This is a genomic window from Pseudomonas sp. GW821-FHT10C09 (assembly GCF_059415465.1).
This window is the reverse complement of the sequence record NZ_JBWKNG010000006.1, coordinates 30,358-56,676: the sequence shown is the minus strand read 5'-3', so window position 1 is coordinate 56,676 and position 26,319 is coordinate 30,358. Positions and strand designations below refer to the sequence as shown.

The window sequence follows — 26,319 nt, the reverse complement described above, 5'->3', positions numbered from 1 at the left end:
ATCTCCATGGCACAAGCAGTTATCACGCGCCGTGATGGCGATGTTTTTCAGGCGCGGATGTTCTGGCTGCACGCCGCGCGCTTGCTGGATCCTGAGAGCAATGTATTACGGGTCGGCTTTGAGTCAGGGTTAAAAGGTTTTGATGACATCTGGATTGAATACGATCCAGGCAAGGCGCCGCCGGACCATGTTGGACAGGCGCTGCGGTTTGAGCGGATGCAATGCAAATGGCACGCGGTGCCTGGATCGTTCACTCACGTCGATCTGACGACCCCCGAGTACATCAACGCCACAACTACCTCGCTGTTAAAGCGTGCGCTGGACGCCCACCGTCACGATGCGGCGAACGATCAGGTCTCAAAGCTGATTTTGGTGACCAATCACGGCGTCGCAGCGGAGGACATACTCAAACGGCATATTCGGCAGCGCTCGCTGAACCTGGACGTGAATCAGTTGTTCGATGGCAGTACGCCGCGCAGTGCCAGGGGGAAACTGAGAAAGCTATGGGCCGAGCATCTGGGCATCGACGAAGATGAACTTAAACAGCTGTGTGGCCGGCTCGGATTTCACCTGACCCGCGATTCGCTTGACGGGCTCCGTGAGTTGCTTGATCAGGCCTGTCGGGTCAATGGATTGATTCGCCCTGCCCCCAACGCGAGTACAACCCCCTATGACGGCAATATTTTCGAGTGGGTAGGTCATAAGCGGACCGAGTACACGCGTGAATCGTTCAGGGATCAGTGCGCCCAAGAAGGTCTGCTGGCAAGCAAACCAGTGAACCCTGTCTATACCTTCGGCGTGAAAACCTTCGAGCATGCCTTGGACCGCCTGGACAACCGCTGTGTCGAAGTGCTGGACCTAGTGCCAGAGTTTGATGACCGAAGTATTCGCAACACCGATGCCTGGCGCGACTCGCTGCTGCCCAGACTGCGGGAGTTCCTGCTCAGGCTACCGACACGTGAGGGGCGTATTCGGTTGGCGATCGAAGCGCACGTGACGCTGGCGTTTGCCGCGGGCGTCCTGCTGGATACCAAGTCCGGGCGCCTGGTCGAGCTTGAGCAAAGGTCGCCGGTATTGAAGATCTGGGCGGCCGATGATGAGCCTCTGTCGTCCATGCATTCGACATGGGTGTTTGAGGAACACGAACTGGATCCTGAGGGGCAGGGCACTGCTTGTGCGGTAAGTGTCACCCGGGATACTGAAGGCGCCGTGCGTCACTACCTCGGGCAGAGCGGGCTGAAGTTGCGTCGGTTACTGGTCGCCAGACCCAGTGCCGGCGTGTCGGCGCAATCGGTCGACTCCGGTGCCCACGCTAATGCGTTGGCCGAGCAGTTGTCGACAAGAGTTCGTGCTGACCGTGATGCTCGTCCGTGCTCGCGGCTGGAGCGTTATCATCTGTTCATCGCAGCCCCAAACGCCTTCACCTTTTACTTGGGGCGCCAAGTTGCGATGCTCAAACCGCTGACACTCTACGAATTTGATTTTGGGTTTCAGGTGGACAACTCCTATCAGCCGTCACTCGTCTACCCGGAAGTCGCTACGGTGCCCCCTGTGGTGTAATCGACTCACCAAGTTCATCGAGACTGATCGGTAGTGATGAGAGTGCTGTCTGCTAGCGGATGGGGGGCTCCCCCGGGTCAGTGTCACCTTGGCTCTATCGAGGAGTCCAATGATCCCTTGGCGTTAGTCATTGTCACTTGGATGAGCAGAGCTTCAGTCGGATGCGCACTACTTATTTCCTGAGCCAATAAATAATGATCCCGGCCAAACGTATTGGTATTCCCCTTGGCGAGAAAACATGCGCCTAAGAATCTCAGAAAAAGTCTTATCGCCCAGCGACGGAAGACACAGAATATTATCTACCTTGGCTTTAAAAATTCTGCATGCGAAAACCATAGCTTATCGAACATTTTTCGAACAAGTCTATTCCATGTAGGAAAGGAGGATGTGACGCCGGGGAGAGGTTTCGAGTTGAGACTGAATCCCGCACCGACCATAACCGCTGACCTCGATTTTGGCCATCTCCAAAGATCCTTCTGAAGCTGCAAAATATGATTGAGGTCGTTGGTGATCATCCGTGCTTGCTTGTTAGGGCTCTCGAAAAAAGCAGATGATAGCTGTCTGCCATGCTTCTTGTCGAAAGGAATGGTGTTCTCGATTTCAGGTTTGTCTTCTCGGTGCAAATTTTCCTCTTGAGGCGGGTGGAGGTGAGTAGCCTTTAAATCAGTCATACGTTTTCAAGGAGGTAGGCAGACTATTGCCTGATCCTGCGGATTAAAAGTTAATGAAAGAACAATTTAAGCAACCGTAGGCGATTAAGCGTTTAAGCTCTATTGATCTGCTAATTTTTTTCAAGTAGAAATGGCTCGAGTATTCTTAAAATAATTGTCTATGAGAATTTACATGTCCAAACTCGCAGAATACCGCCAACTCGAAAAACACCTTGCCGAACAGCTCCAAGCTCTCGAGGCGCTGAAAGGCGACGCTGGCCTCAAGAAAGAAATCGAATTTGAAACCAAGCTGCGCGCTCTGCTTGCCGAGTACGGTTACAGCCTTCTGAACGTGATCAACCTGCTTGATCCGAAGTCTGGTCGTCGCGCTCCAGCAGCCGAGTCCAAGACCGGCACCCGTAAGTCACGCGTGTTGAAGGTCTATAAAAACCCTCACACCGGTGAAGTCGTCGAAACCAAAGGCGGCAACCACAAGACTCTGAAGGAGTGGAAAGCAGAGCACGGCTCCGCGACGGTCGAGTCTTGGCTGAGCAAGTGATTTTTGGTTTGAGTACAAAAGGGCCCTTCGAGAGCCTTTTTTATCGCACGGATCTTAATCAGAACCGATCATTAATTGATCACCTATGAGCTGGGCAAGTATCCGCAAAGGTCAGCCGAGAGCGCTTCAAAAGTCAGATTACTTGTGGAAAGTGTGCTGTCTAAGGTCGAGCACTCGAACAACCTGCTGGCCATTCAAGCTGGAGCACTGCCTGCGCCATTAGCGCTGTATCTACAGCATTCTCTACCAGCTTGAAGAGGGCCTCCCGTTCATCCGGCTCACCGCTGAGGATGGACGCATCATGATTGCGGGTGTGGGTTTTGCGAGTCGAGCTACAAGAGTCTATGTAGGCGAGGCCTTTAACATTATCTTGATGCCCGAAAATGCATGCTATCCATCACGTTAACTTATAAAGTTAATTCAATCGAACAAGTGAACTGTCTCTGGCGACTAGTTCGGGCTCGAGCCTGATTGAGCTAACCGTCCTTCCTTTGATTTTTTGAAGTAGCAGTTCCATAGCTCGATATCCCATTTCATGCATCGGCGACCGAATGCTGCTGAGTGGAATCGGAAGCTGCGCAGCCAGAGGGGTATCGTTGAAGCCGACAATTGCTATGTCGTGCCCTGGTGTTAGGCCGAGTGCACGCGCCGCACCCATGACGCCAATCGCGATGAAGTCATTTACGGCGAATACGGCAGTAGGGCGTATTGATCGCGAGAGAAGCTTCATCCCTGCTTCATAACCTGCGGCGGTATCAAAATGGCTTGGGACAATCCAGTCAGATGAGATATCGATGCCAACAGTTCGACAATAACCAACAAAGCCCGCTGCACGCTCTACGCCGGTACTTGCAAAGGACTCCCCTGCAATCACTGCGAGTTGCGTATGCCCTTGAGAAATGAAGTGCTCAGCTGCTAGAGCCCCACCCCGGTAGTCATCGCAAGTGACAGAACAGTAATCGCCAGCGCGACGGCTAACCAGTACAAACGGTATGCCTCGTCCTGCGATGTCCTTTAGGAACTCATTGGCCGAGTCCACATGTGCATCACCAATAATCAGTCCGTCAACTCGGCGTGCCAGCGCCATTTCACCCAGCTCTCGCTGGATGGCTGGTGAATCCTGGGTATTGGAAACGAAGGTGAAGACCCGATTCTTATAGGCAGCTTCGTCAATGCCCTCGTAAATCGTTGCCAGTACAAGGTCGGACAGCCTCGGTACGAGTACGCCGACCGCCTGACTACGTTGTGTTTTCAGGCTGGTAGCGTGCGGGTTTGGGCGATATTGCAGCTCGGCAGCCAGTTTCCTAATTCGCAACACTGTCTCAGCGGATGCCGCCAAAGCAGCGTCATCTTGTGAGCCATTCAAGACGCGGGAAACGGTGGAGACAGAAACGCCGAGCTGCTGCGAGAGTGCTCTCAGTGTGATCGGTTTTCCTGGTGTGCTCATACATTCCTTCTCACGCGACTATTTCAGCCCAATAGGGGGCGAAAGCCCGAGATTGTCAAACGTCTGAGTGTGCGGGCTTTGCACCAAATTTTGAACACATCGGACGAGTTTCGGCGCTTTTTCTAGAAAAAATCGTCTTTTAGGCTTCATTCTGCGCCGACGAATGGACAATCCTACCATATTGACTTTCCAAATATTCAGGGCATAGTTTGCCTACCCAAACGTTTGGGTAGTGATCCGTCGCCAAACCCAAACGTTTGGGTTAAAACAATAAAGACGAGGTTTCAGCGATGAACGAAAGTACGAAAGAGAAAGTGAGTCCAGTTCGAGTGGCTGTGGTGCAGTTCGATCCTCAGGTCGGCATGGAAAACCGTGAGCGCAATTTGAGGCACGGCTTGGCAATGGCGCTACAGGCAGTCGAAGGTGGTGCGAACCTCATTGTGTTGCCGGAGCTTGCAAACACGGGCTATCTCTTTACCAATCGGCAGGAAGCTTTCGAGCATGCGGAAGGTGTGCCGAATGGCCCTAGCATCCAGATCTGGATGGACTTCGCGAAGAAACACGACGTTTATCTAGTCGCTGGTGTTGCCGAGCGAGATGGAATGCAATTGTTCGACACGGCAGTTCTGCTGGGCCCTGACGGCTTTATTGGCAAGTACCGCAAAGCCCACTTGTGGAATATGGAGAAGCTCTGGTTTACCCCTGGAAACTTGGGATTCCCGGTGTTTGACACCCCTATCGGGAGAATCGGTCTGCTAATTTGCTGGGATATCTGGTTCCCAGAGGTGCCCCGGATTTTGGCTCAGCAGGGCGCCGACATCATCTGCAGCGTTAACAATTGGGTATGGACTCCACCGCCCCTGTTCGACGAGACCGGCAAATGCATGGCCTCGTACCTGACGATGACTGCCGCCCATGTGAACAACGTTTTCATAGCTGCAGCCAACAGAGTGGGGACTGATCGTGGTGAGCGGTTCCTGGGCTGCTCGCTAATTGCCGGAACCAACGGATGGCCGATTGGCGAGGTCGCGCCGTCAGAGGGTGAGACCATCGTGTGTGCTGACATCGATCTGGTCTCCGCTCGTAGCGCACCGATCTGGAACAGTCTCAATGATCTGCCTCGTGACCGTCGGACAGACCTCTACGATTCCATGCTGGGTTATACCGGCCACAGCGCGTTTCCACGTTGAGGGCCTGCCAGCATGGGAAACTCAACTGTGGTCAGCAAACTCAAGTCTTCTGAAGTTTCCATTGTATTGAATGCAATCGCTGCTGCTGCGCTAGTGCTTATTGTGGCTGGAGTTGCTCATCTGGCCACGTTAATAGGCACCTCGGGTACTTCGCACTGGCCTGGATTTGCTGAACTCATGCAAAGTCTGCCGCAGCCGCTCGCGTGGCTGCGGTGGTTCTTGGGTGACATGAGTGAGGCAACCTTCTATAAACACGAGTTCGCTTCGGTAGGAATGTTGCTCGGTGCTCTGCTAGCACACTGGGCGTACAAACGAGGGACGCGCTGGCAAGGTTTCTCCGTTTCCTATGGAACTGGGTTATTGCCTTGGATATTGTTTAGCTCGTCTCTGGGCTTGATTCTGAGCAATCTCCTTTGGAGCTGGACAATCGTGCAAAGCAGCGCGTGGCAACCCACTTTTGTGACCTTCGTGTCGTTACCAGCTGCCATGGTGCTGATGTTCGGGAGGGGATGGAAAGTCGCGATAGTGGGTGCCGTGATGGGAGCACTTCTGGTGACTCCGATAGCGCTGGTTCTGGTGAATTACGTTTGCAACCCTCTTAAGCTGCCAAGCATCATCGGCAACGTCAGTTCAATGGCGCTAGGTAGTGCGGTGGCGTTCGTAATTTGTCGCCTGGTTCCAGCATTGGTACGTAATAAGCTGGCGCCGGTGGAGGCGCCCAGCCCTGGAGCCACGACTCCCCTTGTGTACGGCCCGAGCTGGACGGTCAGGCGAATTCTTGCTGATTTCACTGAGTCACCGTTCGTGGGCAACGAACTGGCCAGTATCGGCTTGATCTTAGGTCTGCTGTTTGCCATCAGTTTGAACCCGCTGAGTCCAGTGTATGGCACTGGTCTTGCTGCACAGGTATTGGTGGGTCAAGTACTGGCCTCCGCTATTGGTGTACTGCTGTGGCGCAGACAATGGATGGTAAGAGGTTGGTATCCGACCTATATACCGGTGGTCTCTGTGACACCTGCCGCAATACTGACCTATGGTGGTACGCCCGTAGTGATTGTCATCAGTGCGTTGTTAGGTGCGCTGATTGGGCCACCGCTAGCCGCTGCCATCTCTGACCGTCTGCCAAAGAGCTTTCATCCATACCTTGGCAACGTGATATCAATGGCGATCTGCACATTGGTGGTTTTGCCAGTTATCGGCATGTTGCCTGGTGTGGCCACACATTAGACCAGTCCTACTCATTAATTATATCGAGGTGCGAACCAGTCGCAGTTGAGATACACATCGATGTGTGCGGCTGGTTCGTGATTAATGGTTCTCGTTTGGTCGGAAGTAAAATGAAAATGAATCCTCCGTTGTTAGGTTTTTATTCGGGAGTCTCTCTGCAAGAACTGGGGCGGCGTCTGCGAATAGGTGAGTTCACTTCAGTGGAGTTGGTGCGCAAAAGCCTCGAAGCATATGAATTAATTAATCCTCTGGTTAATGCTTTTACCTTTGTGGCTACAGATTTGGCTTATGAAGCAGCCTCAATGGCAGATAAAGAGCTGGCAGCGGGTATTGATCGAGGGCCGCTCCATGGGATACCCGTCGCAGTTAAGGACAACATTTTTACTGCGCGGATCCCAACAACAATGGGGTCGGCACATTACAAAGGGTATATTCCAGATAATGATGCCGAGTGTGTGCAGCGCCTGAAATCAGCCGGGGCGGTCATCCTGGGTAAAACAACCACGCATGAGTTTGCCTTTGGCCCAACCGGAGACTGCGCGGCTCAAGGCCCTACGCTCAATCCGTGGGATACATCTCGCATGGCCGGTGGCTCAAGTTGCGGAAGTGCCGTTGCAGTAGCATCTGGAATTGTGCCAATTGCTATTGGAACTGACACAGGTGGTTCAATACGAATACCAGCGGCGCTCACTGGCGTGGTCGGTTTCAAGCCGAGTATTGGTAGGATTTCTACAGAGGGCGTCTTCCCACTTTCGAAGACTTTGGATCATGTAGGGATTTTGGCTAACAGCGTAGAAGACGTTGCCCTAGTGCTAAGAGAAATTTCTTCAGAGAAAAAAACCTCAGATTCGGATGTCCGTGTGGAACCAGAAGAGCTCAAGCTAGGCTGGGTCTCACCAGATACGTTCACGCTAACTGATCCTGTAGTTATAGACAGTGTATTCCAGTGCGCAGATGCACTATCTGGTGGGAAGATCTCCGGCGCCAGTGATGTTGTAAAGCTGGCTGGAGAGCTTCGCCGCGCATTTGGATTGATTCAAAAGAGCGAGGCATATGAAGTTCACTCGGAGCGAGTGCTGTATCACCCAGAGCTGTATCAGATAGAAGTTCTAGAGCGCCTGTTGGCGGCGCAAAGCGTGAAAGGCTGGGAGTATGTTCAAGCGATGCATATTCGGCAGTCGCTTCAACAGTCGATGTTAAAGATATTCCAGGAGTTTGATCTGTTGGTCATGCCGACGGTTCCAATTCTAGCTCCAAAATTATATAAGCGAGCACTTGAGATTAGTGGAAGCAGTGTTCATGTTCGAGACGCGCTCCTGAGCTTAACCAGTCCTTGGAATCTGTTAGGGCTTCCAGCGATAAGCATTCCTTGCGGATTGGTGGAGGGACTGCCAATAGGACTCCAACTGATTGCCCCGCTCGGGAAAGATGATTATTTACTCGAGATCGCTAATAAATTTTTCACTCATTAGCTGACCTAGGTTGAGCGTACATTTTTCTACTTTTTTGACCATGATTTGAAGAACATTGGAACGGTCAAATGGTTGCCTATTCGATAGCGTAAGGGAATGTCGACAGCCCTTTAAAAATTCGTGCCTTTTAAGACTTTTTGATGTGTCGGCGATACTTGGGAGGCTTCGGCCTCCATTTTTTTTGCAAGTTTCATTGCAGGTGTGCATATCAAGCGCTTACGGAGTAATCGTCCCTCCTGGATAGCCGCTGCGTTACCGAGCGGTTTGTAGGCCTGGAGAGGGATGGGCCACAGGTGGCATCTCCTCACTAACGAGCGCCTTGGGTGCTGACGCAAGCACGTATACCAAGGGACCCAACTCTGACGTACGAGGCGTGAGCCAGTATGGCTAAGTACGGTTTCGAGCGATTCTAAAATCTTCGTCTCTTAGCCGCTGTAGCTCCAACAGTTCCATTTCGTATTCGTCGATGGAAAGGTCAATTTTCAGTCGATTCAGTAACTCTCGTTGCTTACGGTCGAACAGCTCCATGGCGGTGGTCAAATGTACTGAGGATACCGTAGTGGAATACTTAGCTACTCTTTTGAACGCTAGGTGAATGTAGTGTTCAACGGACTCGGGGGACTTGTGCCCTGTCCACATCATTACCTCAGCGATGAAAGTTTTGCTATCCAGTAACGCTTGTCGAAACTGGTCGGAATTCTGCATTTCATGTTCTTTGATGAGCATCACAAATTTGTTGGTGATGAAAGCGTGCCTGAACATGTGTGGCGAAATTTTCTCTCTGATACCAGCCTGCTTTTTGAGAAGTGAAATTTCCGAAGTGATTGTGTCTGGGGATATGCCTCTGGCAAATGTTTCTGATATGAAAAGGAATCCGTCGTCTTTCTTATGTTTACTATTTTTTACGATCTTTCGGCGGTGAATGTCGATGTGTTTTTTTAGATCGTTCAAAATCATTTTGTGGATCGGTATCACTCGCTCGCTTGACGCACTCTGTTTCCAGGTTTCCAGTCTCAGCATAGGCTCTTCCATTGCAAAGGCATCAAGGACGTCTTTGACCCGGATGCGTGATATCTCCCCTCGCCGTGCCCCGGTATGCTCGAGGAGAAGGAGCATAATCTTCCGCCTAGACTTAATGAACCGTGAGCTGGAAGCTTTGTCTACTGCATTCGAAAGGCGTTTAACGTTTTCTTCTGATATAGGAAATACTGTGCGGGTGCGTCCCCCTAAGCTCAGGGAGTGGTGGTGGACGTAGGTTTTTTTAATGGAACGGCCGTCCCTATACTTAATCGTGAAGGAGTTGTACGTGATTCTGATCGTTCCTCCGGGAGAGACAAATTCCGGGTTTTCATTAGTTCGTCCAACAAATTCCAGGAAAGCTAGGCAAACACGGCCAACTCCTAAGATGGTAGGTTCAGTCTTCTTCTTAGATGCGGGATAAAGTGGTGAACTCTCATCCCTCAGTGAATCTATGAATTCAGTAAAATCTGAATCGGTGAGCTGAATAAAGTCAACGTTTGAGTGATAGCAGTAGCGGATCAGCTGGCTGATTTTTGACGCATACTCGCCGAGCGTGCCACCTTTAGTTCCTCGGGTGGACAAACCTCGACTGCCGCCCCGACCAGTTCGTTCGGTCAATGAAATAATATATCGATTAGCTGGGACGCATGGCGCACCGTTTGGCCAAGTTATGAATGGAATGTTGGTGAAGTTATTTGTTTCCACCTTGCCCAGCGCCATGTGTGAAAAAAGCGTAAGTTCTTTCACTATGGAATAAAGTTGTTTTGAACTACTTTCTGTCATTGTCTGTACTCATCCAGACTTACCACGGAAGGTTCATTAGGCGCAGGCAGCTTGTCAAATGGCGGGGCATTGAGGCTGGCCATTGCCGTTAGCGCCTGTATTGCTTCTTTGGCACGTAAAGCTCTAACCCCAGTAGAAGGAGCGTCTCTGACGCTTTTGATGTCATCCAGTGCTCGACCGAGCGCTTGTAGCAATACTAGGTTTACTTTCTGATGCATGCTCATTTCCTGCTCTAATTCAGCCACTCGTAAAGTCAGACCAACCTTGGTTCGCTTGTTGGAGCGCTGCTCCCTCCGTCCAGCAGCCTCCAGAGCGTCTAGGGCCGCAACTCGAAGCTTATTTAGGCCATCAAAACCGGTAGGTAGATTTGTTTCGGCATAGCTCTTAAGGGTATTCAGGCTCACTGGTGTGGTGGATTTAATTGTCTCACCTACTTCGAAGGTGATACTGAGCGCCGCTGTAGAACTTTGGCTTTTGAGGGCGGTAATCAGCTCTTTATTTTCGAAGAATTTATCGGGCGCCTTATGAATCTGTTGAAGGCACTCGATAAGTGTGTTAAGTGCTAATGTGTTACGTTCAATACGGGCATCAATTTTTTTCATGTGCTCACCTGTTTGACTTTTGCAACTACCTTGAATTGCTGTCCTGCATCGTCTTCAAAGAACTCAGGCTCAATCTCGATTGAGCCTTCTTCCATAAGATCTGTGAGGTAGTCCTCAAGCTCTTCCGTGTCGACGACAGTAAAGTCTTCCGTGCCATACCTAGACTTAAGCAATGCCGCAAGGTTTTCATAGCTTTCAATATCACCATTATGAAGTGCTTCTGCCACGAACTGCGCCTTGGCACCTCGTAAGGTAGCGCCATCCATGGCCTCAGTAATGTAGTGCCAGACATGTTTGACATCAGTGTGACCCATCATCCATTGCAACGTCTCCAGCCCACCAAAACTGCTGGAGTAGAAAAAAAGCATCGCAAAGAATCGGCGCAGTTGATGCTGGCGAATATAATAACGCTTGCCCTGATCGTTGATTTCAGTCTCGAAGTAGTCGCAGAATAGATCAAGATTTTGGTTGTAGGTGTGTGAACTTATGTTCGAAAGCGCTAGGTCTCCCCTAATGGAGGGGCTAGAAAAAAGCTCCTTCATTTCGCTAACATACCCTAGGCGTTTAAGGATTTTATGCATCCGGATAAGGTTTTTTATCATCTGCACCGCAATTGGTTCGATTGGCCTTACTTCCAGTTGCCGAGTTCCAAAAAGCCTATAGGTACTTTTGCGATTGGAAAATACCAGCCATTGTTCGGTTGTATCCAGGCAGTTTGAAGTATGGAGATCTTTGAGCTCACCAACCCGCCTCGCCATCAATGCACCGACCACGATCTGCGCGCCGCCCACGTATACCTTGACCAACTCAATCAGACCCTTGTTTGAGCGTAGTTTTGTGAAATAATCTGATTTTGAACCTTTAGTGCGACTAGCATACGCCATTCCTACGGTGCGCCGGGACAAGCCAAAATTCTCGATTCCTAATGAAGTCAGCTCAGCGCCAACTGCGTGTCGAAACTGTGAGTCATTTAACTCGCTGAAGGAGATATTTTTCTTTTTGCAATAGAGGGCTACCTTGCACCAGCCATCGATGATTTTTTTTCCATGCTTGATATGTAACTCAATGGCATTTCTAACTGCTCCGAACACAACGCGTGACGGGAGTGTTCTGAACCTTCCAGCGGTTTCAGTTTCAATGATAAAATTCTTTGCGCTGGTGAGATCCGCAGCAGATGGTGCCGGCAGCCCAATTTCATGTAGGTTGCCTAAGCTGTAAAGCATTTTTCTGTACTCGCGATATTTGGCATCACCCATCCTTTCACGGTTTGCCGTGGTTACCGATATCGGAAGGTATTCACGCACAAAATGGTCAGAATGTTTAACGCAAAGAATGTCAATAGTCGGCTTGTCTTCAAACCTTCCCTTGAGTGTGTTTCGATAAATATGTTTGGAGATTATAACGGAATTCGGCGCATGCCCCTTGTCAAACGTTAGTCTGTAAAGTTTTTTTAGATAAATAGCTGCACGGACATGCGGAATCATATCCAGAGGTATGTCGAGCGTATTGTTATCAATCTGATCAGGAGTGATTTCGGTGAGCTCAGGCCATTCTTTGAGGGCTCGCTGAATATCAATTGGACTAGCTTCAACAGCTAATTTCAAGAAATAGAGAGAAACACGCTTTGACCAACCATAAACCGATTCGGCAGTGTCGTTGGTAGAGCTGATTTCAGACAGAATTAGTTTCAGACTGTCCCTGCCCAAACCGGCTAAACCATACTGGGCTAGTTTAAACTGTTCTGCGTTCAACAAGATAAAGTCAATAATGTGGAGCGCTCGACCCAGATGGTTAGCTCTCATTTCATTCGAGTTTGAAAAAAATTGAGCTTGGGAGTTGGTAGAGGCGGTCAGAAAATACTTTAGGCCGTACAGCAGTTCTTCGTTCTTAGGGGTGATGAGGCGGCTGCCATCGTTGAGTTGTACATCCCAATCTATGACTTTGGGTTGTTTGAAGCCAAAACTGTATTGCCAGAGATTCTCTTCAAAATCGCTGATCAACCAGTCGGTATGCTTCAGTGCCATGCAAGGTTCCTCATAGAAGGGAACCAAAAAATCTAACTCAGGCGGCAGCGACATAAATAACTTTGCTCATACGTATCGGATTGCAATGGAGTTTAGCGGCGTCGAGGTGTTCTTTGAGAAGGCTATCATGGCCACGCTCAATCTCATCGCTCACGGCCTTCGAAACTTCCGCCCAGTACCTAGCCTTGCCGCTCACTTGATGCTCTTTATCGGAGGCTTTGACCGCTGCCTCCAGGGACAGGAGCGCTGTCATTATCCCGACGTTAATCGAGATATAGATGCGGCCATAGCCTAGCGCTACTTGTTCGTCGCTTGCCTTGTTATCAGGGTTTCTGAGATGACTTGGAATATCTTTCAGGGCATGGTTTTTCAGAAAGATATGCAGTTCTTCCATGCTTTCGAAATTTGCTGCTTCCAGCAGGTACGGGCTATCTTTCATGGCCTCGCAGATGAAGCTGCGTTGGAATATACGGATCCATCTGGTTTGAAAGAAGGAAAGAATCGCATCAGGAAGATATCTTCTAAGCAACTTGGTGTCATACTGAGCATGGCCCAATGCCTTGGCCATTTCAGTAACGCTTTTGGTGCGTAGGTATACTTCTACACCACAGGATGAACGGATAGTTGAGAGTGATACTCGCTCTAAAAACTGCTGCATGCCACAGGGCAACATATGTTCGTAGGGCGCGAACTGCTCTTGTAGGGTTTTTAGCAATATAGGAGTCGCTTTAAACTTGGAGCGATTCCATTTAGGTAGTCGAGCGCTGGCGGGACGCGAGAATCCTGCACCGCATGTAATGAAGAGCTCTTTCCAGGCTGGATTACCCTCCCGTCGTGAAGCCTCTCTGAGCGGTTGGGTTACCTCAATGATTTCTTCCACCCATTGCTGCGACCTAGCGTTGAGCTCGATCACCTGCTCGCTAAATTTTTTACCCCTTCGGTCTTTGTATCCAATGAGGTTGGCTCCGCCATCGGACTTGATGTAGCCAATGTAATCTCCGTTGTCGTCACAAAGTTGAAATTCGTCAAAAAAACCACTTGTGATTTCTGGGTGCTCGCATACCAAAAGACACTGAAAGGGAAATAGTTTTTCAGATGTGGGTAAGCCAAGCAAATCGGCAAGTTTTTCCACACTATCATTGCCGAAATGAGAGGTAATATAATTCCGGGATGACTGGAGGCCATCTTTCTCAAAGGTAGCGCAGATGTTTTCAGGCCCGATCTCTTCCACGCTTTTACAGGATGCTCCTGAATGAATCGGTGTGCCGACCTTCGCCAACGCGTTACGCTGGCGAACTCTTGACATAAGCAACCGGCATTGATCGAGCGCCCACAACTTAACAATCTTGATGTCCGTCGCGATCCTGCGGAATAGAATCTCGATTGCCTCCTCGTCGGTAACATGCAGTGGCACCGGCGTAAGCAGTTTTTCATGCACTACTACACCGTCTTCCCGGACTTTTTTCCGACTGCTAAGACCTAGGTCTGACTTTGCGGTCGGTTTTGGGAGGCCGCCTTGATACGGGGTGGCCCATTTACCCGTCTCGATGAAAATTTCCTCGCAGTTGGAAATGAACCTACCCCACGCTTTGATCTGTGAATTGAGGTTTAACTGGCGATGGTAGGCATCAAGGAAATAATCCTTCATGAATGCGAGGAAAAAGGCCTTGATCATCTGGGGATGCTGGAACGTCACGGCTGGCCAGTCTTCGCTGTGCTCTGAGAGGAATTTGGCCATCTTGGTCACATCTGTGTACCCAGGAGCAGCCATTTTTCTGAAGAACAGCCGCCACTGATGGTAAAAATCTTCGGTGAAATCCTGACCGTGGCTCGCCCACAGGCAGGGAAGGTTGAGGTAATAAACCTTCCCTTTGGAGGATTCGATACCCCAGCAACTCCAATACTGGATACGTTCAGCATGCAGCTTGGTGCGATGCTCCTCCCAGACCGATACGTTGTACGCCATGCCCCGTTCGTCGTACCCAAGCTGCTCCATGGCTGGAATCTCGGCACGTAGAGCGTTATGGACAAATCCAAACAAACGAATGAATGACTTCCGTGTAGCCGGTACGTTGTCAATCAGGCTGGTGTCATTCAAGGCCCCTAAGAAGCCTTTAACAAGGTCTAAATACCAATGGCTAGACAGACTGAGGTACGACACCTTCGCTCCCAGTAGGTCGCAGTAGCATTCAAATAGCTTCAGCGGTATTCCTGCAGTGACACTGCCCACTTCCTTCGCGGTTCGTTGCAGCAAGTCGACGACCTCAGGCGAGAGGGCCGTGAAAGGGTAGTTGACCAATGCTGAGTTGTTTTTGATAATTGTCAAATAGTTTTGCTCATGTATTAGTTCCTGAAAGTCTTCTATATCGGCGTTTCCATATATTTTGATAGGATGGTGCAATCGGTCAAGTGCTGGAGCGCAGCCTCGACGCCGACCTGGCCTTGGCCCTGAGCCTGAATGGCCGCGAGCTGTTTCGCGACGATCAACCGCTGAAAATCCTGCTGATGTCGGCCACCCTGGAGGGCGAACGCCTGGCCGGGTTGCTCGACGATGCGCCAATTTTGCGCAGCGAAGGCCGCATGTACCCGGTGGCGATGCGCTGGGGGCGGCCGTTCCAGCCCGGTGAGTTTATTGAGCCGCGTCTGGTACAGACTATCCTCGAAGCCTTGAACGATGAAACCGGCAGCATCCTGGTATTCCTGCCGGGACAAGCGGAAATCCGTCGTGTGCATCAACAATTGGCCGACGCCTTGGGTGATAGCCCGCAGGTGCTGCTTTGCCCGCTGCACGGTGAGCTGGACCTGAATGCCCAGCGCGCGGCGATAGATCCGGCGCCGACCGGCAAGCGCAAAGTGGTGCTGGCGACCAACATCGCCGAAACCAGCCTGACGATCGACGGCGTGCGCGTGGTGATCGATGCCGGGTTGGCGCGGGTGCCACGTTTCGACCCCGGCAGCGGCATGACCCGCCTCGACACCCAGCGCATCTCCAAGGCCAGCGCCACGCAGCGCGCGGGCCGGGCAGGGCGTTTGGAGCCAGGCGTGTGTTATCGCTTGTGGTCGCAGGATCAACACGAGCAACTGGCGGCCTACGCCAGTGCGGAAATTCTCTCGGCGGACCTCGCCGGCCTGGCGTTGCAACTCGGTCGCTGGGGCGTGACGCCGGGTCAGTTGGTTTGGCTGGATGTCCCACCGGCCGCCGCTTATGCCCAGGCTCAGGACTTGCTGGATCGACTGGGTGCATTGGACGGTGAAGCGCTGACCCGTCACGGACAGGCCATGGCGGAACTGCCGGCGCATCCACGCATCGCGCATTTGTTGTTACGTGGTCAGGCGCTGGGCTTGGCTGACATGGCCTGCGATGTCGCGGCGTTGCTCGGTGAGCGCGATATCTTGCGTGGCGCTGGCGCCGATCTGCACAGTCGCTTGGTGCTGTTGTCCGGCGAAGAACGCGCCGCGCGCGGTGCTCAAGGTGGCGTTCAACGGGCCCGGCAACTGGCGCGGCAATACCGTGGTTATCTGCGCGGCAAAGCCTCGGAGCCGGTCAGCGATACGGATCATCCGCGCTGGCTCGGCGCACTGCTGGCGCTGGCCTATCCCGACCGCGTTGCCCAGCAGCGCCGTGCCGGTGGCGCGGAATACCGTTTGGCCAACGGCCGCGCCGCGTTGTTCGCCGAGGCTGACAGCTTGATGAAACAGGCGTGGCTGGTGATCGCCGATCTCGGCAGTCGTCAGGGCCAGCGGGAGGAGCGGATTTATCTGGCGACGGATTTCGATCCGGCGCTGTTCGACTCGGTGCTCGCCGAGCAAGTGCGCATCGTTGATCAACTGGATTGGGACGAGCGTGAAGGCGTGTTGCGCGCCGAGCGTCAGCGCAAGGTCGGTGAGCTGATCCTGAGCCGCGAACCGTTGACCGGTCTTGATGAATCTGCGCGCAGTCAGGCGCTGGTCAATCTGGTGCGACGCAAAGGTCTGGAGTTGTTGCCGTGGACTCCGGAGTTGCGTCAGTGGCAGGCGCGGGTGGCCTTGTTGCGTCAGTTGGATATGGCCGGCAAGGGCGAAAGTGAATGGCCGGATGTCAGCGACGCCGCGCTGCTTAAAGCCCTCGAACATTGGCTGATGCCGTATCTGGGCAAAGTCTCGCGGCTCAGCCACTTTGCCAACCTGGATCTGTCGAGCATCGTCCATAACCTGCTGCCATGGCCGCTGCCGCAACGGCTCGATGAGCTGGCGCCGCATCATCTAAGCGTGCCGTCGGGGTCGTCGATTCGTCTGGATTACAGCGAGCAACCACCAATTCTGGCGGTGCGTTTGCAGGAACTGTTCGGCCTGGCCGAGACGCCGCGTATTGCAGGTGGCCGGCAAGTGGTCAAGCTGCATCTGCTGTCGCCTGCTCGGCGGCCGGTGCAGGTGACCCAGGACCTGGCGAACTTCTGGCGCAGCACGTATGCCGAGGTGAAGAAAGATTTGAAGGGGCGGTACCCGAAGCATTACTGGCCGGATGACCCGTTGGTGGCCGAGGCGACGGCGCGGATCAAACCCCGCAAGTAATCCTATGGCTAAACACTAACCCTGTGGCAAAGGGGCTTACCTGTGGCGAGGGGGCTTGCCCCCGTTCGACTGCGCAGCAGTCGTAAAACCAGCTGATACGGTCGTCCTGAAAAAGTGCGGGTGACGGGTTTAGGGCCGCTTCGCGACCCAACGGGGGCAAGCCCCCTCGCCACAGGGTGCTCACTTGGCTTTAGACTTTCATTAGGGCCGGGAGCCGGCCTTCGCGGTTAGCTGCTCCCGACAATAATCGGCAAACAACTGCGCAGGCTTGGTCAACTGCCCGCGCTTGAGCCACGCCGCCACCAACCCTGAACCGGTGACGTCTTCAACGATGTCCACGCACACCACTTTCTGCCCGTCGTAGGTGCATTCCGAGTGCGGTCGCGTGACCAGGATCGAAAAGCCGAACCCTTGCCCGACCATGCCCCGGACCATCTCGATCGACGGTGAACTGAAGGCAATGTTCGGCGACAGGTTCAATTCCTCGAACAGGCTGACGAAGTAGGTCCTGCTCGGTTGCACGTCCAGCAGAATCATCGGCTCCAGGCACAGGTCGCGCAGCGATACCTGCTTGAGTTGGGCAAAGCGATGGTCCGCCGGCAGCAACGCATAAGGTCGCTGCGCCGGCATCAGTGGCTCGGTCTGGATGGTGGCGTCGAGGTCGTGTTCGTACAGGATCGCCAGGTCGAAGGTGCCCGACGTCAGGCCTTGCACCAGTTCCTGCTGCTCGCCGTCGCGGATGCGGATTTTCACCCCCGGATACAGCGCTGAAAACCCGGCAATCAGTTGCGGCAGGTACAGCGGCGCGACCGTTTCGAAGCAGCCGATGTCGATCTGCCCGGCCACCACGTCGTTGTCGGCCAGGGCGTTCTGCTCGAACTCCTTGGCCATGCGCAGCAGTTCCTGAGCCTTGCGGTAGAAGCGCGCGCCGCTCGGCGTCAAGGACACCCCTTGGGCGTGATGACGGATCAGCAGTTGCACGCCGAAGCTGTCTTCCAGGCCTTTGATCGCCGTGGAAATCGCCGGCTGGGCGATGTACAGCTTGCGCGAGGCCTCGGCGACGCTGCCGCATTCGACGGTGGTGATGAAGTATTTCAGTTGACGCAAGTTGTAGGCAGCCACGGCAAACCTCGGGGTGGATGATCAAGGCATCCAGGCAATTTTCGCGCCGACTGCGTCCGTTCTGACGACGGTGTTGTTGTGCTTGAACAATAACCACATACCGCGCGCTGGGGGAGGTTGGCTGCCCAGTTTTTTCATGGTCTGCGAAAACATTTTTACTATTTTTCGTGGACACGGGGCTGGGCCACCATCCAATCACAAGAAAAGCCCTTGGAGCATCTGAACGTGTTCGAGCTTGCATATTGGCAAAACAAAGCCGCAGCGCTGCAGTTTCCCGACCAGGCCGTGATCGACGGTAAACGCCGTTCCGCGCAATCCGGCCAGACGTTCGCCGCGATCAACCCGGCCACCGGGCAATGCCTGGCCAACGTGACGGCGTGTGGCGATGAAGAGGTCGACGCCGCTGTCAGTAATGCGCGGCAGGTATTTGAAGCCGGCATCTGGTCGGCGCGCTCGCCAAGTGAGCGCAAACAGGTGCTGCTGCGCCTGGCCGACCTGATCATGGTCAATCGCGAAGAACTGGCATTGCTCGATTCGCTGAACATGGGCAAACCGGTGATGGACGCCTACAACATCGACGTGCCGGGCGCGGCCGGGGTGTTTCGCTGGTACGCCGAAAGCCTCGACAAACTCTACGACCAGATCGCCCCCAGCGCGCAGAACGTGCTGGCGACCATCACCCGTGAAGCCCTCGGGGTGGTCGCTGCCGTGGTGCCGTGGAATTTCCCGCTGGACATGGCTGCGTGGAAACTCGCACCGGCCCTGGCCGCCGGCAACTCGGTGATTCTGAAACCCGCCGAACAATCACCGTTTTCCGCCCTGCGCCTGGCCGAGCTGGCGCTGGAAGCCGGCCTGCCGGCAGGCGTATTGAACGTGTTGCCGGGCCTCGGCGAGCAGACCGGCAAAGCCCTCGGTTTGCACCCGGACGTTGATTGCCTGGTGTTCACCGGCTCTACCGAAGTCGGCAAATTTTTCATGCAATATTCTGCGCAGTCGAACCTGAAACAGGTGTGGCTGGAGTGCGGCGGCAAGAGCGCGAACCTGGTGTTCGCCGATTGTCAGGACCTCGATCTGGCCGCTGAAAAAGCCGCATTCGGGATCTTCTTCAATCAGGGCGAAGTCTGCTCGGCCAACTCGCGTTTGCTGGTGCAACGCTCGATTCATGACGAGTTCGTCGAACGCCTCATGGCCCAGGCCGAGCGCTGGTTGCCGGGCGATCCGCTGGACCCGTCGAGCGGCGCCGGGGCGATTGTCGACAGCCGCCAGACCGCGCGCATCATGAAGTTCATCCAGCAAGCCGAACGTCAGGGCGCGACCAAGGTGTGCGGTGGCCGGCAGTCGATCTTCAACGGCTCTGACAACTTCATCCAGCCGACGATTTTCACCGGTGTGACCCCGGACATGCCGCTGTTTCGCGACGAAGTATTCGGCCCGGTGCTGGCCGTCACGGCGTTCGATGACGAGGCCCACGCCTTGCAACTGGCCAACGACAGCGTCTACGGTCTGGCGGCGTCGCTGTGGACCGATGACCTCAATCGCGCCCACCGTGTGGCGCGGCAATTGCGAGCGGGAACGGTCTCGGTCAACAGCGTCGATGCACTCGACGTGACCGTGCCGTTCGGCGGCGGCAAACAGTCCGGTTTCGGTCGTGACTTGTCGCTGCATTCATTCGATAAATACACCCAGTTGAAGACCACCTGGTTTCAGCTGCGCTGATAACAGCCGCTAAAAAAAAACGGAGAACTGGCGATGACCACACCACGTGAAACCCGCGACTACCAGGCCGCCGACGCTGCGCACCACATCCATGCATTCGTCGATCAAAAGGCACTCAATGACGAAGGACCCCGGGTGATGGTTCGTGGCGAACGCCTGCACCTGTGGGACAACGACGGTCGGCGCTACCTCGACGGCATGTCCGGGTTGTGGTGCACCAACCTCGGTTACGGGCGCAAGGATCTGGCGGCGGCAGCGACTCAGCAACTGGAGCAGCTGCCGTACTACAACATGTTTTTCCACACCACTCACCCGCAGGTGATCGAGCTGTCGGAGCTGCTGTTCAGCCTGTTGCCGGGGCACTACAGCCACGCGATCTACACCAACTCCGGCTCTGAAGCCAACGAGGTGTTGATCCGTACCGTGCGCCGTTACTGGACAATTCTCGGCAAGCCCGAGAAGAAAATCATGATCGGTCGCTGGAACGGTTATCACGGCTCGACCCTGGCCGCGACGGCGCTCGGTGGCATGAAGTTCATGCACGAAATGGGCGGCATGATTCCGGACATCGAGCACATCGACGAGCCGTATTTTTTCGCCCACGAAGGCAATCTGACCCCGGCTGAGTTTGGCCTGCGGGCAGCGCAGCAACTGGAAGCGAAGATCCTCGAACTGGGTGCGGACAAAGTCGCAGGCTTCATCGCCGAACCGTTCCAGGGCGCGGGCGGGATGATCTTCCCACCAGAAAGTTACTGGCCGGAAATCCAGCGCATCTGCCGCAAGTACGACGTGCTGCTGTGCGCTGATGAAGTGATCGGCGGCTTCGGTCGCACCGGCGAATGGTTCGCCCACGAGTACTTCGGTTTCGAGCCGGACACCTTGTCCATCGCCAAGGGTTTGACCTCCGGTTACATCCCGATGGGCGGGTTGATCCTGTCGAAGAAAATGGCCACCGTGCTGGTGGAGCAGGGCGGGGTGTTTGCCCACGGCCTGACGTATTCCGGGCACCCGGTTGCGGCGGCGGTGGCGATTGCCAACCTCAAGGCCTTGCGTGATGAAGGGGTGGTGACGCGGGTCAAGGATGACATCGGCCCGTACCTGCAACAGTGCTTGCGCGAGGTGTTCGGCAATCACCCGTTGGTGGGCGATATTCAAGGCGTCGGCATGGTCGCGGCGTTGCAATTGGCCGAGGACAAAACCAGCCGCAAGCGCTTTGCCAACGAGAACGACATCGCGTGGCGTTGCCGCACGATTGGCTTTGAAGAGGGGGTGATTATTCGCTCGACGCTGGGGCGGATGATCATGGCACCGGCGTTGATTGCCAGTCGTGAAGAGATTGATGAGCTGGTGGGCAAGACCCTGAAAGCGGTTGATCGTACGGCGCAGGAATACGGCCGACTTTGATCTTGTAGCGCTCTTGCGGGCCTCTTCGCGAGCAGGCTCGCTCCCACATTGGATTTGTGTCGATCACAAGTCCCTTGTGGGAGCGAGCCTGCTCGCGAATGCTATGGCCGATTCACCGCACCTCGCACCTTTTGCACCCACCTCGAGCACCCCCGCCCACACCGCCCTTTTCCAGTGCGCGCTACACAGCTTTTTCATCATTCGCCTCGACATATTTCCTAATTTTCCTTCTCCCCGCACTGGGCCAACATCGACTTCGCCAGTCAGCCCGATGCTGCCCGCCACAAGGTCCATCAGAGACCTGAGGTGACAGCTGATTTTCAGGGCCGCTGGCCGTACTGCCCATCAAAACTAAATCAACAGCTTTGGGAGTGCTCCATGATCAAGTCCTTGCTAACCCGCATCGCTCATCCATTGGCGATCACCGCCATCGCCGCCACGGTCGCCACCAGCGCCCAGGCCGGCACCCTGTCTATCGGTCACACCACCTGGGTCGGCTACGGCACCCTCTACCTCGCTCAGGACCTGGGCTACTTCAAGGAAAACGGCTTGACCGTCGAACTGCCCGTCGTCGAGGAGGCGTCGATGTACATGGCCGCGCAGGCTTCGGGCGAGTTGTCTGGCTCGGCGTCGACCATCGACGAAGTGCTGAAATACCGTCCGCAATTCTGCTTCAAGGCAGTGGCCGCGCTGGATGACAGCCATGGCGGCGACGGCGTGCTGGTGGGCAAGGACGTCAAGAGTCTGCAGGAGCTCAAAGGCAAAGCGGTGGCGGTGAACGAAGGGTCGACCTCGCAGTTCTGGTTGTCGTATTTGCTGAAGAAACACGGCATGACCATGAGTGACATCACCGTGCAGAACATGACAGCTGACGATGCTGCCACTGCGTTCATCGCCGGTCGCGTGCCGGCCGCCGTGACGTGGGAGCCGCATCTGTCGATGGTGCGTGACAAGAAACAGGGCAAGGTGCTGATCGACAGCAGCAGCACGCCGGGTGTGATTGTCGATGTGGTCGCGCTCAACTGCGCCGTCATCGAGAAGCAGCCGCAAGACGTCAAGGCACTGGTCGCCGGTCTGTACAAAGCGGTCCAGTACACCAAGGACCATCCAGAAGAAGCCTACAAAATCATGGCCAAAGGTGTCGGCGGTTACCTCGCCGATCCGAAGGAGCTGGCCGCCGCCGCGCAAGGCGTGCGCTTCTACGATCAGGCCATGAGCGAAAAACTCCTCGGCTCGCCGGGCAAGCCGGGCGACAGCGAACCGCTGATCAAACTGGCCAATGAAACCGCCAGTGAATTGCAGGGCAAACCCTACAACGTCAGCAATGACGACTTGATCGACAACCGTTTCGTCACCCCGCTGTAGGAGGTTTGCATGTTCAAGCGCAATTCATGGCTGAGCCGCTGCATCACGCCCAAGACCGGCCTGCCGGTGCAGGTGATCTGGAGCGCAAGCGGCCTGGCCTGGGTGTTGTTGATCGGCCTCTGGGCGGGGTTGTCCTATGGCGGCGTGGTGCCGGGCATGTTCCTGCCGACACCGGGTGCGGTGGCCGAAGCCGCCGTGCGCCTGGGCCGCGACGGCACCCTTGGCCTGCATGTGTGGGCCAGCCTCGAAGTGGTGATGGTCGGTTTCATTGTCTCGTCACTGGTGGCGGTGCCGCTGGGGTTGCTGATGGGCAGCTTCCGTATCGTCCAGGCGTTCCTGGAGCCGATGGTCAATTTCATTCGTTACCTGCCGGTGACCTCGTTCGTGCCGCTGTTCATTCTGTGGATCGGTATCGGTCTGGAGCAGCGGGTCTCGGTGATCATCTTCGGTGTGTTCTTCCAGCAACTGGTGATGATCGCGGACGTGTCCAAAGGCATCTCCAAGGACTTGATCAACGCGTCCTACACCTTGGGCTCGACCCGTCGCGACGCGGTGCTGCATGTGATTGCCCCGGCCTCGTTGCCGGGTGTGCTCGACACCTTGCGCGTGACCATGGGCTGGGCCTGGACCTACCTGGTGGTGGCCGAACTGGTCGCCGCTTCCAGTGGCCTGGGTTACTTGAGCCTTAAAGCCATGCGTGGTTTTCAAGTGGATGTGATTTTCCTGGCAATCGCGATCATCGGCCTGTTGGGCCTGGTCACCGATCAACTGTTCCGTTTCCTACGTCTGAGGATCGCCGCATGGGCTCAGTAAGCGCCGTCAACCCTCGCTTCGTCACACCCTCGGCTGCCCCGGTGCAAGCCGCTCCAAGGCTGCAAGTGGACAAGGTCAGCCTGCGCTATCAGAAACCTGATGGCGGCATGTTCACTGCGCTGGAGCAGGTGTCGTTCGAGGTGCCGGACCAACAATTCGCCGTGCTGGTCGGGCCTTCGGGGTGCGGCAAGTCAAGTTTGCTGTACCTCACCGCCGGCCTCAATGAGCCCACCGAAGGCGAGATCTACGTCGGTGGCCAGCAAGTCCAGGGGCCGGGTGCGGACCGTGGCATGGTGTTCCAGAGCTACACACTGTTCCCGTGGCTGACCGTGCGCCAGAACGTCGAATTCGGGCTCAAGCGTCGCGGCATGGCGGCTGCCCAGCGCAAGGAGATCGTCGACTATTACGTCAATGAAGTTGGTTTGAGCGGGTTTGCCGATAACTACGCCAAGCAGCTGTCCGGCGGCATGATGCAGCGTGTGGCGATTGCCCGCGCGCTGGCCAACGATCCGCAGATCCTGCTGATGGACGAACCTTTCGGCGCGCTGGACAGCCAGACGCGCCTGCAAATGCAGCAGCTGTTGTTGCGGGTCTGGGGCAACAGCAAGAAGACCGTGTTGTTCGTGACCCACGATATCGACGAGGCGGTTTTGCTCGGCGACCGGGTCTACGTGATGGGCGCCAGGCCTGGGCGGATCAAGCAGATTCTGGACGTGCCGATCGAACGCCCACGGACGCTGGACATGGTCATGGAACGCTCGTTTATCGACATGAAGCGCAAGATCTTCGGGCTATTGCATGACGATCTGGAAGAGGTGCATTGAACCGATTCCCAGCCATGCACAATCCCCGTGGGAGCGAGCCTGCTCGCGAAGGCGGCTGTACCTTCAACATTGATGTTGCCTGATACACCGCTTTCGCGAGCAGGCTCGCTCCCACAGGTTTTGTATTGTCAGTTGGCGGGCAGCAGGAACCGTGAAATCACCGGCAAGTGGTCGGAGATGCGCAACGTATCGTCCTGCCTCACCATCGCCTCGACCCGTTTGATGTGTGGACTGTAGAACAGGTAGTCAACCGTGCGGTCCGGGCCATTCAAGCCCGGATCGTTAGGGTAATGCGTCAACCACTGGGACCGATCGGCGCCGCTGGCTTCGTTGTTGGTCGGGATCATCGGGTACTTGTCCCACAGCACATGCAGCGCGCTGTCGGCCGAGTAGGGTGTGCGTTGTTCCTCGGGCAGTCGGCGAAACTGCCCGAGCGGCAACAGATTGAAATCGCCACCGATCAACCACGGCGTGCCACGGCCTTCGAATTTATCGAGCACCTTGGCGACAGCCGTCACTTGGGCTTGCAGCGTTTCGTCGGGCTGGGTGACGCGGTCCAGATGGGTATTGAGCACCGCCATCTGACCGCCGTCGTTCAGCGGTAGATAAGACACCAACAAGGCGTTTTTCGGTTTGAACTGGCGGCTGATCAGGTTGACCGATGCGACCGGTAATTGCAGGCGTTCGGCATGTTCGATCTGGTAGCGGCTGAGCGTGGCCAGTTGTCGACCGACGCTGCCGAAGATGTGCGGATCCGGCACAAAGTCGGCCTTCCAGTCGAAGGCGCGGGCGCTGCATGGATAGAGGTCGGCGACACGCTCTTGCAGCAGCTTGAACTGGTTCTGGTAATCGCTGGTCTTGGCGTTGTCATCGAGTTCCTGCAACAACACGATGTCGGGGTTTTCGTCGCGAATCACCCGCGCCACTTCATCGAGGCTGAAAGCCATGTCCTCGGGGGTAGGGTTTTCATCGGTGCCCTGTGCCAGGTCGTTCCAGAACACATAGCGTTTACCCGCCAGGTACTGAACGTTCCAGGTCATCACCTTCAATGCCTGACCGGGCACCAGGGTGGGCGCTTGAGTCGTGCAACTGACCGGTAACACTTCCTTGGAGTCGGGGCGCCAGGTCAGGTTGTAAATCAACAATGCGATCACGCCAGTCACAATCAACAGGCTCAGCAGGGTGTAGCGCAGTAGACGGGTCATGGCTCGGCTTATAGCGTTACAAAAGATGGCCCCGAGCATAACCGAGACCGGAGCTGAAGCCCACGGTCAGAGCGGCCCCTCGATCTTCTCGGGTGTATCGCCGATCAGCATGAACAAGCGGAACAACACCACGCTGGTGAACAGTTGCAGGAAGCTGTGGGCGCTGTCGATCAGCAGGGAAATCACCGGGTTCTGCGGGTCTGGGTACACCGCGAGCGTGGCGCCCTTGAGCACCCACAGCGGCCCCATCACACACAGGATGCACACCAGAATGCGCATGAAGTGGCCGCGAGTCAGGCGCAGGCTTTCTTTCATGGCCGCCAACGGGGCCATGCCACGCAGTACCAGCAAGTATTCGCCGAAAGCCAGGGTCACCATCAGATAGATACCGGGCAGGAAGTACAGCGACAGACCGAGCAGGATCAGCAGGGTATTGAGCGCTGTGAGCAAGGCGAAGCGCGGCCACAGATACGCCGAGCGTGTCAGCAGATCACGGTTGCGCGGCGACTCACCTCGACTGCGGGCGTCGAGGAACAGGATCAGGGCGGCGGTGTACAGCGGATAAACCAGCAAGCCGACGATGACACTGACGCCGGGAAAACTGTCCGGCTCGGTGGAGTGGTCGACAATTTGTTGCAGCAGCGCCTCGAAGATCACCAGCGGCAGGCACAGTTGCACGATCTGTCCCAGATTGCGCTTGAAGAAATACAAGGAGTCACGCAGCACATCAAACGGATTCATCAGTCGGTATCGCAGGTCATAAGCAGTTACACACTGTAACCGAT

General features: G+C 55.0%; 18 protein-coding genes and 1 pseudogene. 11 read left to right on the top strand and 8 right to left on the bottom strand.

What is annotated here, in order from left to right; genetic code table 11:
• Nucleotides 1–6: 6 nt before the first annotated feature.
• Together AC07N8_RS07425 and AC07N8_RS07420 are read left to right on the top strand one after the other, a co-directional pair.
• Nucleotides 7–1,560, top strand: a complete 1,554-nt coding sequence (locus AC07N8_RS07425; protein ID WP_493142848.1) for an SAVED domain-containing protein — start codon at nucleotides 7–9, stop codon at nucleotides 1,558–1,560.
• 843 nt (nucleotides 1,561–2,403) lie between these two features.
• Entirely contained in the window at nucleotides 2,404–2,769 is a 366-nt protein-coding gene (locus tag AC07N8_RS07420) for a histone-like nucleoid-structuring protein, MvaT/MvaU family (protein WP_493142846.1), read from the top strand.
• A 415-nt stretch (nucleotides 2,770–3,184) separates the two neighbouring features.
• Here the strand turns inward: AC07N8_RS07420 and AC07N8_RS07415 are convergent, their stop codons facing one another.
• Complete coding sequence (locus AC07N8_RS07415) at nucleotides 3,185–4,216, bottom strand: LacI family DNA-binding transcriptional regulator (RefSeq protein WP_493142844.1); 1,032 nt, start codon at nucleotides 4,214–4,216, stop codon at nucleotides 3,185–3,187.
• A 290-nt stretch (nucleotides 4,217–4,506) separates the two neighbouring features.
• On the opposite strand from AC07N8_RS07415, the gene AC07N8_RS07410 reads away from it, so the two are divergent.
• From AC07N8_RS07410 to AC07N8_RS07400, 3 genes are all read left to right on the top strand, one after another.
• Nucleotides 4,507–5,406, top strand: coding sequence for a nitrilase family protein (locus tag AC07N8_RS07410; protein ID WP_493142842.1), 900 nt, complete (start codon nucleotides 4,507–4,509; stop codon nucleotides 5,404–5,406).
• Between the two features lie 12 nt (nucleotides 5,407–5,418).
• The gene (locus tag AC07N8_RS07405) at nucleotides 5,419–6,633 is read left to right on the top strand and encodes a hypothetical protein (protein ID WP_493142841.1); all 1,215 of its coding nucleotides are present in this window, start codon (nucleotides 5,419–5,421) and stop codon (nucleotides 6,631–6,633) included.
• 110 nt (nucleotides 6,634–6,743) lie between these two features.
• Entirely contained in the window at nucleotides 6,744–8,105 is a 1,362-nt protein-coding gene (locus AC07N8_RS07400; RefSeq protein WP_493142840.1) for an amidase, read from the top strand.
• A gap of 387 nt (nucleotides 8,106–8,492) precedes the next feature.
• Here the strand turns inward: AC07N8_RS07400 and AC07N8_RS07395 are convergent, their stop codons facing one another.
• Genes AC07N8_RS07395 through AC07N8_RS07380 form a run of 4 tightly spaced genes read right to left on the bottom strand, consistent with a single transcriptional unit; the run spans nucleotide 8,493 to nucleotide 14,860 of the window.
• A complete protein-coding gene (locus AC07N8_RS07395) occupies nucleotides 8,493–9,908 on the bottom strand; it encodes a tyrosine-type recombinase/integrase (protein WP_493142838.1) in 1,416 nt (471 codons plus the stop codon).
• Nucleotides 9,905–10,510, bottom strand: a complete 606-nt coding sequence (locus AC07N8_RS07390) for a hypothetical protein (protein ID WP_493142837.1) — start codon at nucleotides 10,508–10,510, stop codon at nucleotides 9,905–9,907. The genes AC07N8_RS07395 and AC07N8_RS07390 overlap by 4 nt, the downstream gene beginning before the upstream one ends.
• Entirely contained in the window at nucleotides 10,507–12,534 is a 2,028-nt protein-coding gene (locus tag AC07N8_RS07385) for a site-specific integrase (RefSeq protein ID WP_493142835.1), read from the bottom strand. Before AC07N8_RS07385 ends, AC07N8_RS07390 begins: the two co-directional genes overlap by 4 nt.
• A gap of 37 nt (nucleotides 12,535–12,571) precedes the next feature.
• Complete coding sequence (locus AC07N8_RS07380; RefSeq protein ID WP_493142833.1) at nucleotides 12,572–14,860, bottom strand: hypothetical protein; 2,289 nt, start codon at nucleotides 14,858–14,860, stop codon at nucleotides 12,572–12,574.
• 89 nt (nucleotides 14,861–14,949) lie between these two features.
• On the opposite strand from AC07N8_RS07380, the pseudogene hrpB reads away from it, so the two are divergent.
• Nucleotides 14,950–17,085, top strand: a pseudogene (hrpB, locus tag AC07N8_RS07375) (ATP-dependent helicase HrpB); the annotation flags it as partial.
• A 201-nt stretch (nucleotides 17,086–17,286) separates the two neighbouring features.
• Here the strand turns inward: hrpB and AC07N8_RS07370 are convergent.
• Nucleotides 17,287–18,207, bottom strand: coding sequence for a LysR substrate-binding domain-containing protein (locus AC07N8_RS07370; RefSeq protein WP_493142831.1), 921 nt, complete (start codon nucleotides 18,205–18,207; stop codon nucleotides 17,287–17,289).
• Nucleotides 18,208–18,432: 225 nt separating this feature from the next.
• Between AC07N8_RS07370 and AC07N8_RS07365 the strand changes: the two genes are divergently transcribed.
• From AC07N8_RS07365 to AC07N8_RS07345, 5 genes are all read left to right on the top strand, one after another.
• On the top strand, nucleotides 18,433–19,923 hold the full coding sequence (locus AC07N8_RS07365) for an aldehyde dehydrogenase (RefSeq protein ID WP_493142830.1): 1,491 nt from the start codon (nucleotides 18,433–18,435) through the stop codon (nucleotides 19,921–19,923).
• A 33-nt stretch (nucleotides 19,924–19,956) separates the two neighbouring features.
• Complete coding sequence (locus tag AC07N8_RS07360) at nucleotides 19,957–21,327, top strand: aspartate aminotransferase family protein (RefSeq protein WP_493142828.1); 1,371 nt, start codon at nucleotides 19,957–19,959, stop codon at nucleotides 21,325–21,327.
• 378 nt (nucleotides 21,328–21,705) lie between these two features.
• Entirely contained in the window at nucleotides 21,706–22,692 is a 987-nt protein-coding gene (locus tag AC07N8_RS07355) for an ABC transporter substrate-binding protein (protein WP_493142826.1), read from the top strand.
• A gap of 9 nt (nucleotides 22,693–22,701) precedes the next feature.
• On the top strand, nucleotides 22,702–23,505 hold the full coding sequence (locus AC07N8_RS07350; RefSeq protein ID WP_027924262.1) for an ABC transporter permease: 804 nt from the start codon (nucleotides 22,702–22,704) through the stop codon (nucleotides 23,503–23,505).
• Nucleotides 23,493–24,329: an ABC transporter ATP-binding protein gene (locus tag AC07N8_RS07345; RefSeq protein WP_027924261.1), complete on the top strand. Its 837-nt coding sequence runs from the start codon at nucleotides 23,493–23,495 to the stop codon at nucleotides 24,327–24,329. Before AC07N8_RS07350 ends, AC07N8_RS07345 begins: the two co-directional genes overlap by 13 nt.
• 128 nt (nucleotides 24,330–24,457) lie before the next feature.
• Here AC07N8_RS07345 and AC07N8_RS07340 read toward each other — a convergent pair whose 3' ends face one another.
• Both AC07N8_RS07340 and AC07N8_RS07335 read right to left on the bottom strand, forming a co-directional pair.
• The gene (locus AC07N8_RS07340; protein ID WP_483843021.1) at nucleotides 24,458–25,534 is read right to left on the bottom strand and encodes an endonuclease/exonuclease/phosphatase family protein; all 1,077 of its coding nucleotides are present in this window, start codon (nucleotides 25,532–25,534) and stop codon (nucleotides 24,458–24,460) included.
• A 66-nt stretch (nucleotides 25,535–25,600) separates the two neighbouring features.
• The gene (locus AC07N8_RS07335; protein WP_027924259.1) at nucleotides 25,601–26,275 is read right to left on the bottom strand and encodes a YciC family protein; all 675 of its coding nucleotides are present in this window, start codon (nucleotides 26,273–26,275) and stop codon (nucleotides 25,601–25,603) included.
• Nucleotides 26,276–26,319: the final 44 nt, after the last annotated feature.

What these genes read in the sequence shown, in the direction of transcription:
- AC07N8_RS07425 (WP_493142848.1), top strand. Translation starts at nt 7, where the DNA reads ATGGCACAAGCAGTTATCACGCGCCGTGATGGCGATGTTTTTCAGGCG.
- AC07N8_RS07420 (WP_493142846.1), top strand. Translation starts at nt 2,404, where the DNA reads ATGTCCAAACTCGCAGAATACCGCCAACTCGAAAAACACCTTGCCGAA.
- AC07N8_RS07415 (WP_493142844.1), bottom strand. Translation starts at nt 4,216, where the DNA reads ATGAGCACACCAGGAAAACCGATCACACTGAGAGCACTCTCGCAGCAG.
- AC07N8_RS07410 (WP_493142842.1), top strand. Translation starts at nt 4,507, where the DNA reads ATGAACGAAAGTACGAAAGAGAAAGTGAGTCCAGTTCGAGTGGCTGTG.
- AC07N8_RS07405 (WP_493142841.1), top strand. Translation starts at nt 5,419, where the DNA reads ATGGGAAACTCAACTGTGGTCAGCAAACTCAAGTCTTCTGAAGTTTCC.
- AC07N8_RS07400 (WP_493142840.1), top strand. Translation starts at nt 6,744, where the DNA reads ATGAAAATGAATCCTCCGTTGTTAGGTTTTTATTCGGGAGTCTCTCTG.
- AC07N8_RS07395 (WP_493142838.1), bottom strand. Translation starts at nt 9,908, where the DNA reads ATGACAGAAAGTAGTTCAAAACAACTTTATTCCATAGTGAAAGAACTT.
- AC07N8_RS07390 (WP_493142837.1), bottom strand. Translation starts at nt 10,510, where the DNA reads ATGAAAAAAATTGATGCCCGTATTGAACGTAACACATTAGCACTTAAC.
- AC07N8_RS07385 (WP_493142835.1), bottom strand. Translation starts at nt 12,534, where the DNA reads ATGGCACTGAAGCATACCGACTGGTTGATCAGCGATTTTGAAGAGAAT.
- AC07N8_RS07360 (WP_493142828.1), top strand. Translation starts at nt 19,957, where the DNA reads ATGACCACACCACGTGAAACCCGCGACTACCAGGCCGCCGACGCTGCG.
- AC07N8_RS07355 (WP_493142826.1), top strand. Translation starts at nt 21,706, where the DNA reads ATGATCAAGTCCTTGCTAACCCGCATCGCTCATCCATTGGCGATCACC.
- AC07N8_RS07350 (WP_027924262.1), top strand. Translation starts at nt 22,702, where the DNA reads ATGTTCAAGCGCAATTCATGGCTGAGCCGCTGCATCACGCCCAAGACC.
- AC07N8_RS07345 (WP_027924261.1), top strand. Translation starts at nt 23,493, where the DNA reads ATGGGCTCAGTAAGCGCCGTCAACCCTCGCTTCGTCACACCCTCGGCT.
- AC07N8_RS07340 (WP_483843021.1), bottom strand. Translation starts at nt 25,534, where the DNA reads ATGACCCGTCTACTGCGCTACACCCTGCTGAGCCTGTTGATTGTGACT.
- AC07N8_RS07335 (WP_027924259.1), bottom strand. Translation starts at nt 26,275, where the DNA reads ATGAATCCGTTTGATGTGCTGCGTGACTCCTTGTATTTCTTCAAGCGC.